This window comes from Brachybacterium phenoliresistens (genome assembly GCF_000576425.1).
Classification (GTDB): Bacteria; Actinomycetota; Actinomycetes; order Actinomycetales; family Dermabacteraceae; genus Brachybacterium; species Brachybacterium phenoliresistens.
Map to the genome: position 1 here is coordinate 333,255 of NZ_KK069988.1, position 15,130 is coordinate 348,384.

The 15,130-nt window shown below is 73.2% G+C and carries 15 protein-coding genes and 1 tRNA gene; 10 read left to right on the forward strand and 6 right to left on the reverse strand.

Annotated elements, in window-relative coordinates; all coding sequences use genetic code 11:
• Positions 1 to 69: 69 nt before the first annotated feature.
• The 4 genes from alaS to BF93_RS01560 are packed head-to-tail and all read left to right on the forward strand — an operon-like array spanning position 70 to position 5,381.
• Complete coding sequence (gene alaS / locus BF93_RS01545) at positions 70 to 2,778, forward strand: alanine--tRNA ligase (RefSeq protein WP_038370159.1); 2,709 nt, start codon at positions 70 to 72, stop codon at positions 2,776 to 2,778.
• On the forward strand, positions 2,775 to 3,323 hold the full coding sequence (gene ruvX / locus BF93_RS01550) for a Holliday junction resolvase RuvX (RefSeq protein WP_038370161.1): 549 nt from the start codon (positions 2,775 to 2,777) through the stop codon (positions 3,321 to 3,323). Before alaS ends, ruvX begins: the two co-directional genes overlap by 4 nt.
• Entirely contained in the window at positions 3,323 to 4,513 is a 1,191-nt protein-coding gene (gene mltG, locus BF93_RS01555; RefSeq protein WP_084148168.1) for an endolytic transglycosylase MltG, read from the forward strand. The genes ruvX and mltG overlap by 1 nt, the downstream gene beginning before the upstream one ends.
• A complete protein-coding gene (locus tag BF93_RS01560) occupies positions 4,506 to 5,381 on the forward strand; it encodes a shikimate dehydrogenase (protein ID WP_038370162.1) in 876 nt (291 codons plus the stop codon). Before mltG ends, BF93_RS01560 begins: the two co-directional genes overlap by 8 nt.
• Positions 5,382 to 5,432: 51 nt before the next feature.
• Here BF93_RS01560 and BF93_RS01565 read toward each other — a convergent pair whose 3' ends face one another.
• Positions 5,433 to 5,915 carry a tRNA (cytidine(34)-2'-O)-methyltransferase gene (locus BF93_RS01565; protein ID WP_038370164.1) on the reverse strand — a complete coding sequence of 161 codons (483 nt, stop codon included), beginning with the start codon at positions 5,913 to 5,915 and terminating at the stop codon, positions 5,433 to 5,435.
• Positions 5,916 to 6,088: 173 nt separating this feature from the next.
• Here BF93_RS01565 and BF93_RS01570 point away from each other — a divergent pair.
• Positions 6,089 to 6,174: transfer RNA gene (locus BF93_RS01570), tRNA-Leu, on the forward strand.
• A 154-nt stretch (positions 6,175 to 6,328) separates the two neighbouring features.
• Here BF93_RS01570 and BF93_RS18755 read toward each other — a convergent pair.
• From BF93_RS18755 to BF93_RS01590, 4 genes are all read right to left on the reverse strand, one after another.
• Positions 6,329 to 6,964, reverse strand: a complete 636-nt coding sequence (locus BF93_RS18755; RefSeq protein ID WP_051486389.1) for a hypothetical protein — start codon at positions 6,962 to 6,964, stop codon at positions 6,329 to 6,331.
• 189 nt (positions 6,965 to 7,153) lie between these two features.
• Complete coding sequence (locus tag BF93_RS01580) at positions 7,154 to 8,131, reverse strand: hypothetical protein (protein WP_038370165.1); 978 nt, start codon at positions 8,129 to 8,131, stop codon at positions 7,154 to 7,156.
• A gap of 55 nt (positions 8,132 to 8,186) precedes the next feature.
• On the reverse strand, positions 8,187 to 8,696 hold the full coding sequence (locus tag BF93_RS01585; protein ID WP_038370166.1) for a prepilin peptidase: 510 nt from the start codon (positions 8,694 to 8,696) through the stop codon (positions 8,187 to 8,189).
• An 87-nt stretch (positions 8,697 to 8,783) separates the two neighbouring features.
• Complete coding sequence (locus tag BF93_RS01590; RefSeq protein ID WP_415749458.1) at positions 8,784 to 9,068, reverse strand: DUF5703 family protein; 285 nt, start codon at positions 9,066 to 9,068, stop codon at positions 8,784 to 8,786.
• A gap of 125 nt (positions 9,069 to 9,193) precedes the next feature.
• Between BF93_RS01590 and BF93_RS01595 the strand changes: the two genes are divergently transcribed.
• From BF93_RS01595 to mshC, 3 genes are all read left to right on the forward strand, one after another.
• Positions 9,194 to 9,514 carry a hypothetical protein gene (locus BF93_RS01595; RefSeq protein WP_038370167.1) on the forward strand — a complete coding sequence of 107 codons (321 nt, stop codon included), beginning with the start codon at positions 9,194 to 9,196 and terminating at the stop codon, positions 9,512 to 9,514.
• A gap of 210 nt (positions 9,515 to 9,724) precedes the next feature.
• Complete coding sequence (locus BF93_RS01600; protein ID WP_038370169.1) at positions 9,725 to 10,600, forward strand: undecaprenyl-diphosphate phosphatase; 876 nt, start codon at positions 9,725 to 9,727, stop codon at positions 10,598 to 10,600.
• A 42-nt stretch (positions 10,601 to 10,642) separates the two neighbouring features.
• The gene (gene mshC / locus BF93_RS01605; RefSeq protein ID WP_038370171.1) at positions 10,643 to 11,902 is read left to right on the forward strand and encodes a cysteine--1-D-myo-inosityl 2-amino-2-deoxy-alpha-D-glucopyranoside ligase; all 1,260 of its coding nucleotides are present in this window, start codon (positions 10,643 to 10,645) and stop codon (positions 11,900 to 11,902) included.
• Positions 11,903 to 11,927: 25 nt separating this feature from the next.
• Here mshC and BF93_RS01610 read toward each other — a convergent pair whose 3' ends face one another.
• The gene (locus tag BF93_RS01610) at positions 11,928 to 12,731 is read right to left on the reverse strand and encodes a PAC2 family protein (RefSeq protein ID WP_038370173.1); all 804 of its coding nucleotides are present in this window, start codon (positions 12,729 to 12,731) and stop codon (positions 11,928 to 11,930) included.
• Between the two features lie 101 nt (positions 12,732 to 12,832).
• Here BF93_RS01610 and BF93_RS01615 point away from each other — a divergent pair, with 101 nt between their 5' ends.
• Both BF93_RS01615 and BF93_RS01620 read left to right on the forward strand, forming a co-directional pair.
• Positions 12,833 to 13,936 carry a M50 family metallopeptidase gene (locus BF93_RS01615; protein ID WP_038370175.1) on the forward strand — a complete coding sequence of 368 codons (1,104 nt, stop codon included), beginning with the start codon at positions 12,833 to 12,835 and terminating at the stop codon, positions 13,934 to 13,936.
• Positions 13,937 to 14,034: 98 nt separating this feature from the next.
• The gene (locus BF93_RS01620; protein ID WP_038370176.1) at positions 14,035 to 15,096 is read left to right on the forward strand and encodes a tRNA (adenine-N1)-methyltransferase; all 1,062 of its coding nucleotides are present in this window, start codon (positions 14,035 to 14,037) and stop codon (positions 15,094 to 15,096) included.
• Positions 15,097 to 15,130 lie beyond the last annotated feature (34 nt).

Genomic DNA, 15,130 nt, shown 5'->3' on the forward strand with positions numbered 1-15,130 from the left:
CTCCGGTACGCTGACCGGGGCTTTCGCTTTCCCCTCCGTACGACCCGTCCAGGAAGGACACCCACCCCCATGCGCACCGCCGAGATCCAGAGACGATTCCTCGACTTCTTCGAGAAGAAGGGGCACGCCGCAGTGCCCAGCGCCTCGCTCGTCTCCTCGGATCCGTCGATCCTCTTCACGATCGCCGGCATGGTGCCGTTCATCCCGTACATCGTGGGGACCGAGAAGGCGCCCTGGCCGCGCGCCGCGAGCGTGCAGAAGTGCATCCGCACCAACGACATCGAGAACGTCGGGCGCACCACGCGGCACGGCACCTTCTTCCAGATGGCCGGGAACTTCTCCTTCGGCGACTACTTCAAGGCCGGGGCGATCGACTTCTCCTGGGAGCTCCTCACCTCCTCGCAGGACGAGGGCGGGTTCGGCCTGGACCCGCAGCGGCTGTGGATCACCCTGTGGGAGGAGGACCAGGAGTCCTACACCCATCTCACCGAGGTGATCGGCCTGGATCCCGCCCGCATCGTGCAGCTGCCCTGGGAGGAGAGCTGCTGGGACACCGGCCAGCCCGGCCCCGCCGGCTCCACCGGCGAGTGGTACTACGACCGCGGCCCCGACTACGGGCCCGACGCCCCCTCGGGCCGGCAGGCGCAGTGGCCCGGCGACGAGCGCGCCGAGGACCGCTACCTCGAGATCTGGAACCTCGTGTTCGACCAGTTCCTGCGCGGTCCCGGCGCGGGCAAGGACTACGAGCTGCTCGGCGAGCTGGACGACAAGGCCATCGACACCGGGCTCGGCGTCGAGCGCCTGGCCTACCTGCTGCAGGACAAGCAGAACATGTACGAGACCGACCAGGTCTTCCCCGTCATCGAGCGCACCCAGCAGCTCACGGGCCGCACCTACGGCGCCGATGCGGAGGACGACGTGCGCATGCGCGTGGTCGCCGACCACGTCCGCAGCGCGATGATGCTCGCCTCGGACGGCGTGCGCCCCGGCAACGAGGGCCGCGGCTACGTCATGCGGCGCCTGATCCGCCGTGCGGTACGCTCCGTGCGCCTGCTCGGCTACGACCGGCCCGCGATGCCGGAGCTGCTTCCCGTGTCGCTGACAGCGATGCAGGAGGCCTACCCCTCCCTCGAGGCCGACGCCGAGCGCATCCGCGAGGTCATCTACGCGGAGGAGGACGCCTTCCGCCGCACCCTGGTCACCGGGAGCGCGATCTTCGACCAGGTCGCCGAGGAGGTGCGGGCCTCGGGCGGCCGCAGCGTCTCCGGCGCCGACGCGTTCCGGCTGCATGACACCTACGGCTTCCCGATCGACCTGACCCTGGAGATGGCCCAGGAGGTCGGGCTGTCCGTGGACGAGGGCGGCTTCCGCTCCGCCATGCAGGAGCAACGCGAGCGGGCGCGGGCGGATGCGGCCGCGAAGAAGGGCGGCCATGCGGACACGGCCGTCTACAACCGCCTCCTGGGCGAGCGCGGCGAGGCCGTGCCGTTCCTCGGCTACACCGACCACACCGTCTCCACCACCGTCGAGTCCGTGCTCGTGGACGGCGCCCTCGTCGACGCGGTCGACGCCCCGGCCGAGGTCGAGATCGTCCTCGCCGCCACCCCGTTCTACGCGGAGATGGGCGGTCAGCTGGCCGATCAGGGCCGCATCGCGCTGAACAACGGCGGCATCGTCGAGGTCGACGACGTGCAGTCCCCGGTGAAGGGCCTCATCGTGCATCGCGGACGCCTGGTCGAGGGCACGGCGGCGGCCGGCGTCGGCGCGATCGCCGAGATCGACCTCGAGCGCCGCGGCGCGATCGCGCGCGCCCACACCGCGACCCACATGGTCCACCAGGCGCTGCGCGAGGAGCTCGGCGACGGCGCCACCCAGGCGGGCTCGGAGAACTCCCCGGGCCGCATGCGCTTCGACTTCCGGTACGGCCAGGGGGTGCCCAGGAGCTCCCTGGAGCAGATCGAGGGGCGGGTCAACACGCAGCTGCAGCAGGAGCTGCTGGTCACCGACCAGCAGATGCCCCTGGAGGAGGCCCGCGCCGCCGGCGCGATGGCCCTGTTCGGCGAGAAGTACCCGGAGATCGTCCGGGTCGTCTCCATCGGCGGGGACTGGTCCAAGGAGCTGTGCGCCGGGACGCACGTCGCCACCACCGGAGCGATCGGCACCGTCCAGCTCATGGGCGAGTCCTCGATCGGGTCCGGGGTGCGCCGCGTCGACGCGCTGGTGGGCCTGTCGGCATACCGCTTCCAGGCCAAGGAGCACGCGCTCGTCTCCCAGCTCACCGAGCTGCTGAAGGTCGGCTCCGCCGAGGATCTCCCGGAGCGGGTCCGCGGCCTCGCCCAGCGGGTGAAGGACATGGAGAAGCAGCTCGCCGCCCTGCGCGGCGCCCAGCTGCAGGCCCAGGCCGGGGAGCTCGCCGGCAGCGCCCGCGACGCGGGTGGGGTGCGCCTGCTCGTGCACGATGCGGGGGAGGGCGTCGCCGCGGGAGACCTGCGCACGCTGGTCACGGACCTCCGCTCCCGCCTCGGCGAGGACGCTCCGAGCGTCGTCGCGGTCACCGGCTCGGTCGACGGGAAGGCCGCCCTGGTCGTCGCGACCAATGCGAGCGCCCGGGAGAAGGGGCTCCGGGCCGGGGCGCTGCTGCGCGCCGGGGCGGAGGCCATGGGCGGGCGCGGAGGCGGCAAGGACGACCTTGCGCAGGGAGGCGGCGGCGACAGCGCCCGGACCGCCCAGGCGCTGGACGCGGTCGCCGCCGCGGTCACGGTCGCCGCGTCCGCATGACCGGGCAGGGCGGCGGCGTTCCGCGCGGCATCCGGTTCGGCGTGGACGTCGGCGACGTCCGCGTCGGACTGGCCCGCAGCGACCTGGACGGCCTGATCGCGACCCCGATCGACACGCTGGCCCGCGACACCGCCGCCGCGACGGTGCTGGATCATGTCCGGGAGATGGAGCCGCGTGCCATCATGGTCGGGCTGCCCCGACGACTGGACGGCAGCGAGGGCCCGGCGGCCCGGAAGGCCCGCGACTTCTGCGCGGAGCTCACGGCCGCCCTCCTCGCGGCGGGCCAGGACGTCGAGGTCAGACTGGTCGACGAACGGCTCACCACGGTCGATGCCCACAAGGCCCTGCACTCCGCGGGCCGCAAGGGACGCAAGCACCGCACCGTGGTGGACCAGGTCGCGGCCGTGATGATCCTGCAGAGCGCCCTGGAGACGGAGCGCAGCACGGGAGCGCGGGCCGGCGAGCTGGTCGAGCCCGCCCTCCCCGACGGGACCCCGCCCGACGGCGAGGTCCCGCCCTCCTCACCGGCGCGGAAGGAACCCTGATGAACAAGCGCAGCTCCTTCGACGAGATCGCCGACTCCCAGAGCGGCGAGCCCTCGTCCGAGGCGGAGGGCGGCGCCGTGGTCAAGAAGCCGCTCACCGGCCGTCGACGTGCTCCGCGCCGCAGCCCGCTGCGCCGAGTGCTGCCCGTGCTCGTCGTCCTCCTCGCGATCGGCGGCCTCGGCGTCGGCGGCGTGTACGGGTACCAGTGGCTCACCGGCGCGGTGAACATCGGCCAGGCCGAGCCGACCGACTACGAGGGGCCCGGCACCGGCGAGGTCGTGATCGAGGTCAAGCAGGGCGACACCGGAACCGACATCGCCAAGACGCTCGTCGAGAACGACGTCATCCTCTCCACCGGCCCGTTCATCTCCCTGTTCGCCAACACGCCGGAGGCCGCCTCGATCACGCCGGGCACCTACCGGCTCAGGACGCAGATGTCCTCCTCCGCGGCGCTCACGATGCTGCTGGACCCGGCGAGCCTGGCCGGATTCCGGGTGACGATCCCGGAGGGACTGCGCCTGAGCGACATCTACCCGCGGCTCTCGGAGGCGACGGGCATCCCCGTCGAGGACTTCGAGGCGCTCACCGGCGATCCGGCCGCCATCGGGGTCCCGGAGAACCCCGCCGGGAGCATCGAGGGGTACCTGTGGCCCGGCCGCTACGACATCCCCGAGGACGCCACCGCCCAGCAGGTGCTCACGATGATGTGGGAGCGCATGAAGTCCGAGCTCGAGGCGCGCGAGATCCCGCCGGACCAGTGGCACTCCACGCTCACCATCGCCTCGATCGCCGAGAAGGAGGCGCGCACCCCCGAGGACTACGGCAAGGTGGCCCGGACCATCGACAACCGCCTGGCGGGAGTCGGCGAGGCCGGCGGCCGGCCGATGAAGCTGCAGCTGGACTCCACCGTCGCCTACGTCTCGGGCCGCAAGGCCGTCTCCACCACCCCGGAGGAGCGGGCCGTGGACAGCCCGTACAACACCTATATGCGCGCCGGCCTCCCCGTCGGCCCGATCGCCAACCCCGGCGCGGCGACCATCGACGCCGTGCTCGACCCGCCGGAGGGCGACTGGCTGTACTGGGTGACCGTCAACACCGACACGGGCGAGACCAAGTTCGCGACCACCAAGGCGGAGCATGACGCCAACGTCCGCGAATGGCAGGAATGGGCGGCGGCCAAGGATGGCTGAGCCCGGGCACGCGACGTCGAACGGACGCTTCGCCGTGGTCGGCAGCCCCATCGGCCATTCCCTGTCCCCGGTGCTGCACCGCGCCGCCTACCGGGCGCTGGGGCTGGACGGCCCCACGTACGACGCCTTCGAGGTGCCGGCCGGCCGGCTGCGGCAGTTCCTCGCCGACGGGCCGGGGCGCGACCTGCGCGGGCTGAGCGTGACGATGCCCGGCAAGCCCGAGGCGTTCGCGCTCGCGGCGCACCACGATGCGGTGAGCGCGCGCCTGCGCATCTCGAACACGCTCGTGCGCGCGGACGATGGCAGCTGGCGGGCCGAGAACCACGACGTCCACGGGATCGTCGCCACCTTCGCCGACCACGGGCTGCGGGGGATCACCCGGGGCGGGGTGCTGGGCTCCGGCGCGACGGCCCTGTCCGCGACCGATGCGCTGGCCGAGATGGGTGCGCAGGAGATCCTGTTCAGCGCCCGCGCGCCCGAGAAGCTCGCGCCGCTGCTCGCCCACGCCGCCGAGCGCGGTGCCGCCGGTCGCGTGGTGGACTGGTCCGAGAGCCGCACCGTGCTCTCCGCCGACGCCGTGGTCAGCGCGATCGCGGCCCCCGGCTCCCCGCCGCTGCGCACCGCATGGGAGTCCGCCGGGAGCCTCCCCGTCCCGGCGGTCTTCCTCGACGTCCTCTACGATCCGTGGCCCAGTCCGCTCACCGAGCTCCTCGCCGAGCGCGGGGGAGCGGTCGCCAGCGGTCTCGAGATGCTCGTGCACCAGGCCGCCCGGCAGGTCGAGTCCATGCTCGGCGTGGACGAGGGGCCCGTCGCGCCGATGATGCAGGCGGCTCTCGAGGAGCTGGCCCGCCGCGCCGACGAGGCCTGAGGCACCGCGTCCTGCCGGATCGGAGCCGGGCCGTGCCGCTCGGGGGAGCTCTCAGGCGCTCTCGCCCGGAGCGGCGGATCCCTCGTACCCGAGTTGCCGCCACGCCTCGTACACCGCGATCGATGCCGAGTTGGCGAGATTGAGGCTGCGGCGCGCCGGGAGCATCGGGATCCGCAGATGCGCCGTCACCCGCGGGTGCGCGAGCACGTGCTCGGGCAGGCCCGTCGGCTCGGCGCCGAACAGCAGGACGTCGTCCCGGCGGTACTCGACGTCCGCGAAGGACGTCTCGGTCCGTGCAGTGAACGCGAAGACCCGCGATCCGGGCAGCGTCGCGAGCGCCGTGTCGATGTCGGGGTGGATCCGCACCTCGGCGAGATCGTGGTAGTCCAGTCCCGCGCGGCGCAGCTTGGCGTCCTCGAAGTCGAAGCCGAGCGGCTCGACGAGATGCAGGCGCGCTCCGGTGACGGCGGCCAGGCGGATCGCATTGCCGGTGTTCCCGGCGATGCGGGGCTCGTGGAAGATGACGTGGACCATGCCGGGATCCTCCCACGTCGCCTCCGGCCGGCAGAAGGCACGGGCACGGGCGCCGCCCGAGCGTGATTGTCTTCACGAACAGCGTCTGTGGTGGTCACAGCGTCATGGACGCCCCTCGGCTCGTGCTACTGTTTACTCGTTGCCTTCGCGGTGGGAGCCGCGGAAGATCACCTGTCCGGGTGGCGGAATTGGCAGACGCGCTAGCTTGAGGTGCTAGTGCCCGTATTAGGGCGTGGGGGTTCAAGTCCCCCCTCGGACACCGACGATGTCGCAGGACATCGGAAGGGCCCCGACGCAGATGCGTCGGGGCCCTTCGCGTATCCGGGGGGCGTCGGCGTCTCAGGCGACCTCGGCGTCCTGCCGTCCGGACCGGTGCGAGCCCGCCGCCCTGGGCGGGGGCTCCGGATCGTGGCTCAGCGGTCCTCGCCGAAGCCGCCCTCGGAGGAGTCTCCTTCGGAGGTCTCCCCGCCGCTGTAGCCGCCCTCGGAGGAGCCGCCGCCGTACCCGCTCTCGGACGTCTCGCCCTGGGAGGACCGGCCGAGGCCGCCGCCCTCCGAGGTGTCGCCGCCGTCGTAGCCGCCCTGGGAGGAGCCGCCTCCGGAGAGCTGGTCGTCATCGCCGACCACGGCGGAGTCGCCGCCGCCGTAGCCGCCCTGGGAGAACGAGTCTTCGGAAGACCGGCCGTAGCCGTCGCCCTCGGAGGACTCCCCGCCGCTGCTGTAGCCGCCCTCGGAGGACTCCCCGCCGCTGCTGTAGCCGCCCGCGGAGGACTGTCCCTCCGACTGGCCGTAGCCGCCCTGGGAGGACTGTCCCTCCGACTGGCCGTAGCCGCCCTGGGAGGACTGTCCCTCCGACTGGCCGTAGCCGTCCTGCTCCGAGCTCTCGTCGTTGCCGTAGCCGTGCTCGTCGGAGGAGCCCTGGAACCGGCCCTGCGTCTCGTCGTCGCTGCCGAACTGTCCGCTGCCGTTGGTCTCGGTTATGGTGATCAGGTCCTCTGGTCGTGATGGATCTCTGCCGTCGAGCTCGTGCCCGGGCTCGACCCTAAGCACACGCCGACATGTGGCGCAAGACACAGGGGGATTTCGTCGTCATCTGTTCGTGATCATGGCTTCTGGAATTCTTGTGAATCGGTAAGCCGCTTCCTTCGTGAGGCGAAGTGCTATCACAGGACGATCACGGCGGATCCATTGTTCCCGTGGCGCCACGGCCGATCGCGCTTCCAGGATCATCGGTGCTGGTCAAGGACGCCCGATCGCCAGGGTCAGATCGTCGTGGACCTTCGCGCCCCGGGCTCGGTACCGGTCGAGCTGACGGTCTTCCTCCGCGCGGATGTCCGAGGCGAGCACGTCCTCGCCGCCGTGCGCGCAGGCATCGGCGAATTCTTCGACGGTATGCGTGCCGAGCTCCAGGATCGCGCGGACCGCGCCGTCGCTCGCGGCGATGACGCACAGCTCGTCGGACCACGGGAGCTGCTGGACGATCGCGTGCTCGGCCGCCGCGGGATCGTGGTGCGCGCACCAGAACCCGTCCTCCACGTTGCGTGCCGCGTCCAGCGCACGGAAGCGCAGAGGGATCTCCTCGCGCGCCGCAGAGCCCACCGGCGCCGCCTCCTCCCGGGCCGCGAGCTCGCGGCGCTTCGCCGCGACGGCATCGTGGACGCGCAGATCGGTGGTGAGATCGGCGCGGGCCACCGACCCCTCGGCGTCGGTGCGCGCCACGATGATGGCCGCGTCGCAGAGCACGAGGGTCTCGAGGGTCCTATCGCGCACCCGCCAGGCGGCCACCGTGCCGCTCGGGCTACCGGCGGCGAGGTCGCAGGTCCTCGCGTGCCGATCCCGCACGGCCGCGATCGCCCCGCCCAGGGCCTCCCGCATGCCCAGCCGACGACCGGCAGCCTCCGGGCCCCCGCCCTCGGCAGCCGCCGGGACCCCGACCTCGACGGCCGCCGGCACCGCGCCCCCTCCGGCCGCCGGCACCGCGCCCGGGGAGGCCGCGGGCGCGTCCTCATCGTGCTCCTCCGGCCCTTCCGCGAGGCGCAGCGCGAACTCGTGGGCGAGGGTGCGGGAGTACCAGGAGACCGAGTGCGAGCAGCCGCGGCGCATCGCCTTGTCCAGGCCGGCGCCGTCCACGACGACCGCGAGATCGGGCCCCAGCGCGACCGCGTCCTCATTGGTGCGATCCGGGGCGGCGGGATCGGTCAGGGTGGTGATGCGCATGGGCGGGGTCCTCTCGTCGGAGGGCGGATCCGAGGTCAGGGGGCGGGCGTGCGGGTCATGCCGCGGAGGAGCCCAGGGCGACCGCCACCAGCGGGCTCGCGAGCAGACCCAGGAACGGGCCCGCCAGCAGCACCGGGCCGACGGCGAAGCGGGCATCGGCCCTGCGGGTCACCGCCCAGGCCGCGGCGCCGGCCGCTCCCGCCAGCAGGAGGACCCCCAGCACGGCCGCGACCAGCACGTACGGGCCGAGGGTCGCGGACATGAGCACGACGACCGGCGCGGTCTTGGCGTCGCCCATCCCGATCAGCTGCGGGGCCAGCAGCGCCACGCCGATGCCGGCGACGGCGCAGACCAGCGCGAGCACGGCGGCGGTGCCCAGCGGTGACCTCAGGTCCGGCCGGAGCACGGCGAGCAGGCCGAGCGCCGCCGCCGTGGAGCCGGTGAGGAGGGCCACCCGCCGGTTGGGCAGGCGATGCTCGCGCCCGTCGATCCAGGCGAGCGCGACCGCCTGCGGACAGAACACCAGCAGCAGCACGCACAGCGCAGGGAGCTCGGGGGAGGGCATGGGCCTATTCCAGCAGAACCCGGCCGGGCCCGGGCGGGGCTGTGGACGACGGCGCCGAGCGCTGCCGTGCGGGGGCCGGAGCCGCCCTCAGCGCTGCAGGGTCGAGCGCACCCTGAGGATGCGCCGGCGCATCCACACCTTCTGCGCCCCGCCGATGTACATCCGGGTGCGGGCGAGCTCCCAGCGGCCGTACTCCGCCTCCTCGGTGACCGAGGAGCGCGCCGCCGAGATCGACACCCCGCGCGGGATGGTGACGATCTGGAACTCGTAGTCCTCGGGTCTCCGTCCCGGTTCCAGGGGCAGGTCGCCGGCCGAGCCGGTGGGCTGGATGCGGATCGAGGGATGCGTGCTGCGCGCCGTTCTGCGGGCCACAGGGACCTCCGTTTCACGCGGGGCGGGTCCGGGCTCCGGACCCGAGGGGAGAGGACGGGGAGCGGTCGGGACGAGGTGGGGAACAGGACTGTCCATTGTGCCGCTGAACACGGTACGGTCCAACCATGAACACGGATCCGCGTGCAGCACTCGCCGCTCTCATCGCAGCCCTGGAGCGCCACTACGAGGCGGCGGCAGCCTCGCACGGCGACGACGACCCCGCCCTGGATGCCGCCACCGACGGTCTGACCACCGCCTTCGACGCCTACGACGACGCCCTCTTCGAGGCTTACGACATCGCCACCCCGCTGATCGTCTTCGACGGCGACGACGAGGACGATGACGACGACTTCGATGACTTCGACGACCTCGACGACGACGAGGACGACGACGAGGACGAGGATGACGACTACGAGGAGGACGGCGAGGACGACCAGGAGCGCTGAGCGCCTCCTTCCGCTCCTGCACGGAATCTTCACCGCTGATCCGCTGCGCGGCGCCCGGTCCTGCACCGGGCGCCGCGTACTGTGTCACGGGGCCCCGGCGGGCGCAGTCCGCCGGCGCCGCCCCGCGGCCGGATGCCGCGGAGGCGGCCGTGCCCTCCTCACCGTCATCGGGCCGCTTCCTGCGCGCCCCCGTTCCCTCCAGGAGAGTCCGTGAGCTTCATCGATGCGATCATCCTGGGCATCGTGCAGGGGCTGACCGAGTTCCTCCCCGTGTCCTCGAGCGCCCATCTCCGTGTCGTCGGCGAGTTCCTCATGCCCGGCCGCGAGCCCGGCGCCGCCTTCACCGCGATCATCCAGCTGGGCACCGAGACGGCCGTGCTGCTCTACTTCTGGAAGGACATCACGCGGATCATCGGCCGCTGGTTCCGCGCCCTCGCCGGGAAGGTGCCCCAGTCCGATCCGGACGTGCGCATGGGCTGGCTGGTGATCATCGGCTCGATCCCGATCGGCGTGCTGGGCCTGCTGTTCGAGGACCAGATCGACCACTCCCTGCGGAACCTCTACATCACCGCCGCGATGCTCATCGGCTTCGGCCTCTTCCTCGGCGTCGCGGACCGCATCGCCCCGCAGCGCAAGGAGCTCAAGGACCTCACCATCAAGGACGGCCTGATCTACGGCGGCGCCCAGGCGCTGGCGCTGATCCCCGGGGTCTCGCGCTCCGGCGGAACCATCACGGCGGGCCTGCTGATGGGCTACACCCGCCAGGCCGCCGCGCGCTACGCCTTCCTCCTGGCCGTCCCCGCGGTGTTCGCCTCCGGCCTGTACAAGGCCGCCAAGGAGGTCCCCCCGCTGCTGAGCGCCGACGGGCGGGCGGCGGCCATGGCCGCGGGGGAGCCCAGCCTGCTGGCGATCCTCATCGCGACCGTCGTCTCCTTCGCCGTCGGGTACGTGGTGATCGTGTGGTTCATGCGGCTCATCGAGAACCGCAGCTACCTGCCCTTCGTCCTCTACCGCGTCGGCGCGGGCGTCGTCCTGCTGCTCCTGCTGGGCACCGGTGTGATCCATCCCCTGGCCGGCGGGGCCTGATCCCGGAGCCGTCGCCCAGGCCCGCGTGCGTATGATCGACGGGTGCGAGCCTGGAGAACACCGCAGATCACGCCCCTTCCCGCGAGCGGTGAGGCACCGCGGCTGCATGACACGCGCAGCGGTCTGATCCAGGAGGTCCGGCCCGCCCAGCCCGGCAGGGCCCGGCTGTACGTCTGCGGGATCACCCCGTACGACTCGACCCACCTCGGCCATGCCGCGACGTACCACGCCGCCGACCTCATGCGCCGCGCCCTGCTCGACGCCGGCTTCGAGGTCGAGGTCGCCCAGAACGTCACCGACGTCGACGACCCGCTCCTGGAGCGCGCCGACCGCGACGGCATGGACTGGCGCGAGCTGGCCCAGCGCGAGACCGACCGCTTCTCCGGCGACATGGAGGCCCTGCGGATCATCCCCCCGCAGACCTACCTCTCCGTGAGCGAGGCGATGGACGAGATCATCGCCCTGGTCCAGCGGCTGGTCGCGGCCGGCCGCGCCTATCAGGTGCCCACCCCCGACTCCGACGGCGAGGACTGGTACCTGGACCTCGCGCAGGACGGCGCCCTCGGCGGCGTCAGCGGCTGGGACGCCGCCCAGATGCTCGAGGTCTTCGCCGAGCGCGGCGGGGACCCGGACCGCGCGGGCAAGCGGGGGACCTTCGATCCTCTGCTGTGGCGCGCCGAGCGCCCCGGCGAGCCCGCCTGGGACGCCGGGAGCCTGGGCCGGGGCCGCCCCGGCTGGCACGTGGAGTGCGTCGCGATCGCGGAGGGCGGCCTGGGCCTGCCCTTCGACGTGCAGACCGGCGGAAGGGACCTCATCTTCCCCCACCACGACATGAGCGCCTCCCACGCGGCGGCGCTGGGCGAGGGCTTCGCGTCCGTGTACCCGCACGTGGGGATGGTCGCCTACCAGGGCGAGAAGATGAGCAAGTCCCTGGGCAACCTCGTGTTCGTCTCCGAGCTGGTGCGCCAGGGCGTGGACCCGGCGGCGATCCGCCTGGTCCTCATGGCCCACCACTACCGCAGCGACTGGGAGTGGACCGACGCCGAGCTCGCCCGGGCGCAGCAGCGTCTGGCCGCCTACCGCGCCGCCGCCCGCGAGGGGGCCGACGACTCCGACGTGGTCGCCGCCCTGCGCGACGCGCTGCGCGAGGACCTCGACACCGAGCGCGCCCTGCGCGTGCTGGACCGGTGGGCCGGCGGCGCCTCCCCGGGCCGCGACGCGGCGCCGGCGGCGGTCCCCGGCGCGCAGCGCCCCGCGGATGTTCCGGCCGCCCTGGACGCCCTGCTCGGCATCGCCCTGTGAGACGGGGCGGGCGCTGCGCCGCCCGCTACTCCTCCTCGCGGCGGCGCAGGAACTGCTCGAACTCGCGGGCGATCGCATCGCCGCTGGCCTCGGGCAGGTCCGTGGCGTCCTGCGCCCGCTCCAGGCGCTGCACGTAGTCGGCGACCTCCGGGTCGGTGCGGCACAGCTCGTCGACGCCGCGCACCCAGGCGGCGGCGTCCTCCTCGAGGTCGCCCAGCGGGATCGGGGCGGTGACCACGGACTGGAGCTCCGAGATGAGGCTCAGCACGGCCTTCGGGGCCGGATTCTGGGCCACGTAGTGCGGCACCTGCACCCACAGCGAGGTGGTGCGCAGACCGCGGGCCACCGCCAGGCGGCCCAGCACGCCGGGGATCCCGATCGGTCCCTCGTAGGCGTCCTCCGCGGCGCGCTCGTGGGTGCCGGGCTCGACCCGGGAGCTCACCGGCAGCGGCCGGGTGTGCGGGGCATCGGCCAGCAGCGCCCCCAGGGAGACGAGGGCGGTCGCGCCGGCGGCGTCGATCTGCGCGAGCACCTCGGCGCAGTAGGACTTCCAGCGCAGCGACGGCTCCGGACCGTGGACGAGCACCAGCTCGCCGCCGCGCTGCGGGGTGACGAGGTCGACGGCCGTGTCCGGCCACTCGATCTCCCGCAGCCCCTCCTCGGAGGTGCGGATCGAGGGCCGGCTGACCTGGAAGTCGGTGTAGTCCTCCGCGTCGATGAGCGCGAGCCGCCGGGAGGGCCACACGGAGAGCAGGTGCTCGATCACGCCGGTCGCGGCCTCCCCGGCATCGTTCCAGCCGCCGAAGGCGGTCACAGCGATGCGGGTCATCGTCCGATCATAGGTCTCCAGGAGCCCCTCGGGGGCGCGCCGATATGCTCGGTGGGCGGACCGCGGGTGCCGGGGCCCGGACGACGGAGGAGACCACGAGAGTGAAGCAGCCCGAACTGCGCCTGGGAGCGCTGCCGCCCATCCGGATCTCGCTGGGGACGCTCGTCACCGTCGCCGTGCTGGCGCTGCTGGTGCACCCCGCGGTGGCCCGGGTCGAGGGGATCTCGCCCGGGACGGCGCTGGCGGTCGCCGTCGGCATCGGCCTGTTCATGATCCTCTCGGTCGCCGTCCACGAGCTCGCGCACACCGTCGCCGCCCTCGCCTTCGGGGCGAAGGTCGATCACATCGCGCTGACCCTGTGGGGCGGCCACACCCAGTACAGCGGCGGGCGCCTGCGCTCCTGGCACTCGATCGTCATCTCCGTGGTGGGTCCGCTGAGCAACGCGGTCCTCGGGGCGGGCGCGGCGCTGGCCGATCCGCTCGTGCCCGACGGCTCCGCCGCCGCGGCCTTCCTCTTCTTCGCCTCGACGCTCAACTACGCCCTGGCGGTCTTCAACCTGCTGCCCGGACTGCCGATGGACGGCGGCCGCGCCCTCGAGGGCCTGCTCGCCGTGCTCACCCGGCGCCAGGCGCTGGCCACGCAGATCACCGCCTGGATCGGCCGCGGCATCGCCGTGCTGGTGGTGGCCTACGCGCTGTGGCGCACGGTCGGGTCGATGGACGGATCGGGGCTGCTGGTCATGCTGTGGGCCGTGCTCATCGCCTCCATGCTGTGGCAGGGCGCGAGCTCCGCGCTGCGCACCGCGCGCCTGGACGAGGCCGTCGCCCGGGCCGACCTCGCCCGCTTCGTGCGCCCCGCCCGCCGGATCGACGCCGACGCCCCGGTGTCCGGGCTGGCCGGGCTCGACCCCTCGACCCTGCTGGTGGGGGACGAGACGATCGGATTCGCCCTGATCGACCCGCGGGCCCTGGCCGCCGTGCCCGTCGGCGCCCAGGGGAGCACCCCGGTGCGGGCGGTGTCGACCCCGCTGCCGCCGCAGGCGGAGCTGCGCCTGCCCCTGGAGGGCTCCGCGCTGATCACCGCGATGCTCGCGCGCCCCTACCCGGTGTACCTGGTGCGCTCGGCCGCCGGCGAGCCGATCGGGACCGTCGCCTCGAGGGACGTCAACGCCCATCTGCGCGGCCGATCGGCGCCGGCGGCCTGAGCCCGGGGGCCGCCCGGCGCTGTGACATCGGCCGGAGCGGCCCGCCTGCGGGCGGACGCCGGGTCCCGTGCGGGCCGGGCGCACCTAGACTGACGAGCATGGATGAATCGCCCGAGACCGCCCGGACCGCCGCCGCCCCGGCGCCGCGCGCCCCGCGCCGGCGCCTGGACCGCACCGGCCCCTTCGAGGCGGGCGACAAGGTCCAGCTCGCCGACGCCAAGAACCGCATGAACACGATCACCCTCAAGGAGGGCGGCGAGTTCCACAGCCACCGCGGCGTGCTGCGTCACGACACGCTGATCGGCGCGGAGGACGGCGTGGTCGTGCAGGACTCGAACGGCACCGCCTACCAGGCGCTGCGCCCGCTGTATGCCGACTACATGCTCTCCATGCCCCGCGGCGCCGCGATCATCTATCCCAAGGACTCCGCGCAGATCCTCATGTGGGGCGACATCTTCCCCGGGGCGCGGGTGCTCGAGGCGGGCGTCGGCTCCGGCGGGCTGACCACCGCGCTGCTGCGCGCCGTCGGCCCGGAGGGCTCGGTCCACTCGATCGAGCGCCGCGAGGACTTCGCGGAGGTCGCCACCGAGAACGTGGAGACCTATTTCGGCGGCCCGCACCCCGCCTGGCAGCTCACCGTCGGCGATTTCCAGGACGTCGCCGTGCAGCTGTCCTCCGAGGGGCCCGTGGTGGACCGCGTGGTGCTGGACATGCTCGCCCCCTGGGAGTGCATCGAGGCCGCGGCCGGTGCGCTGGTCTCCGGGGGCGTGTTCCTCGCCTACGTCGCGACGGTCACCCAGCTCTCCCGCACCGCGGAGGCGCTGCGCGCCCACGGCGAGTTCACCGAGCCCTACGCCTGGGAGAGCTTCGTGCGGCCCTGGCACCTCGAGGGCCTGGCCGTGCGCCCGGAGCACCGCATGAACGCCCACACGGGGTTCCTGCTCACCGCGCGGCGCACCGCCCACGGCACGCAGGCGCTGAGCCGTGCGCGTCGCCCCGCTCCCGGCTCGCAGGACATCGAGGAGCTCACCCACCCCGACAACGAGGGATTCGGCGGCAGCGATGCCGACTGGTCCGCCCAGGACCTCGGGGAGCGCGGCGTCGCCCCGCGCAAGATCAAGCGGGCGCTGCGGGACATCCGTCAGGGCCGCGACCGCTGACCCGGCGCCCCGTGCGCCATCCGTGAGGAGGACA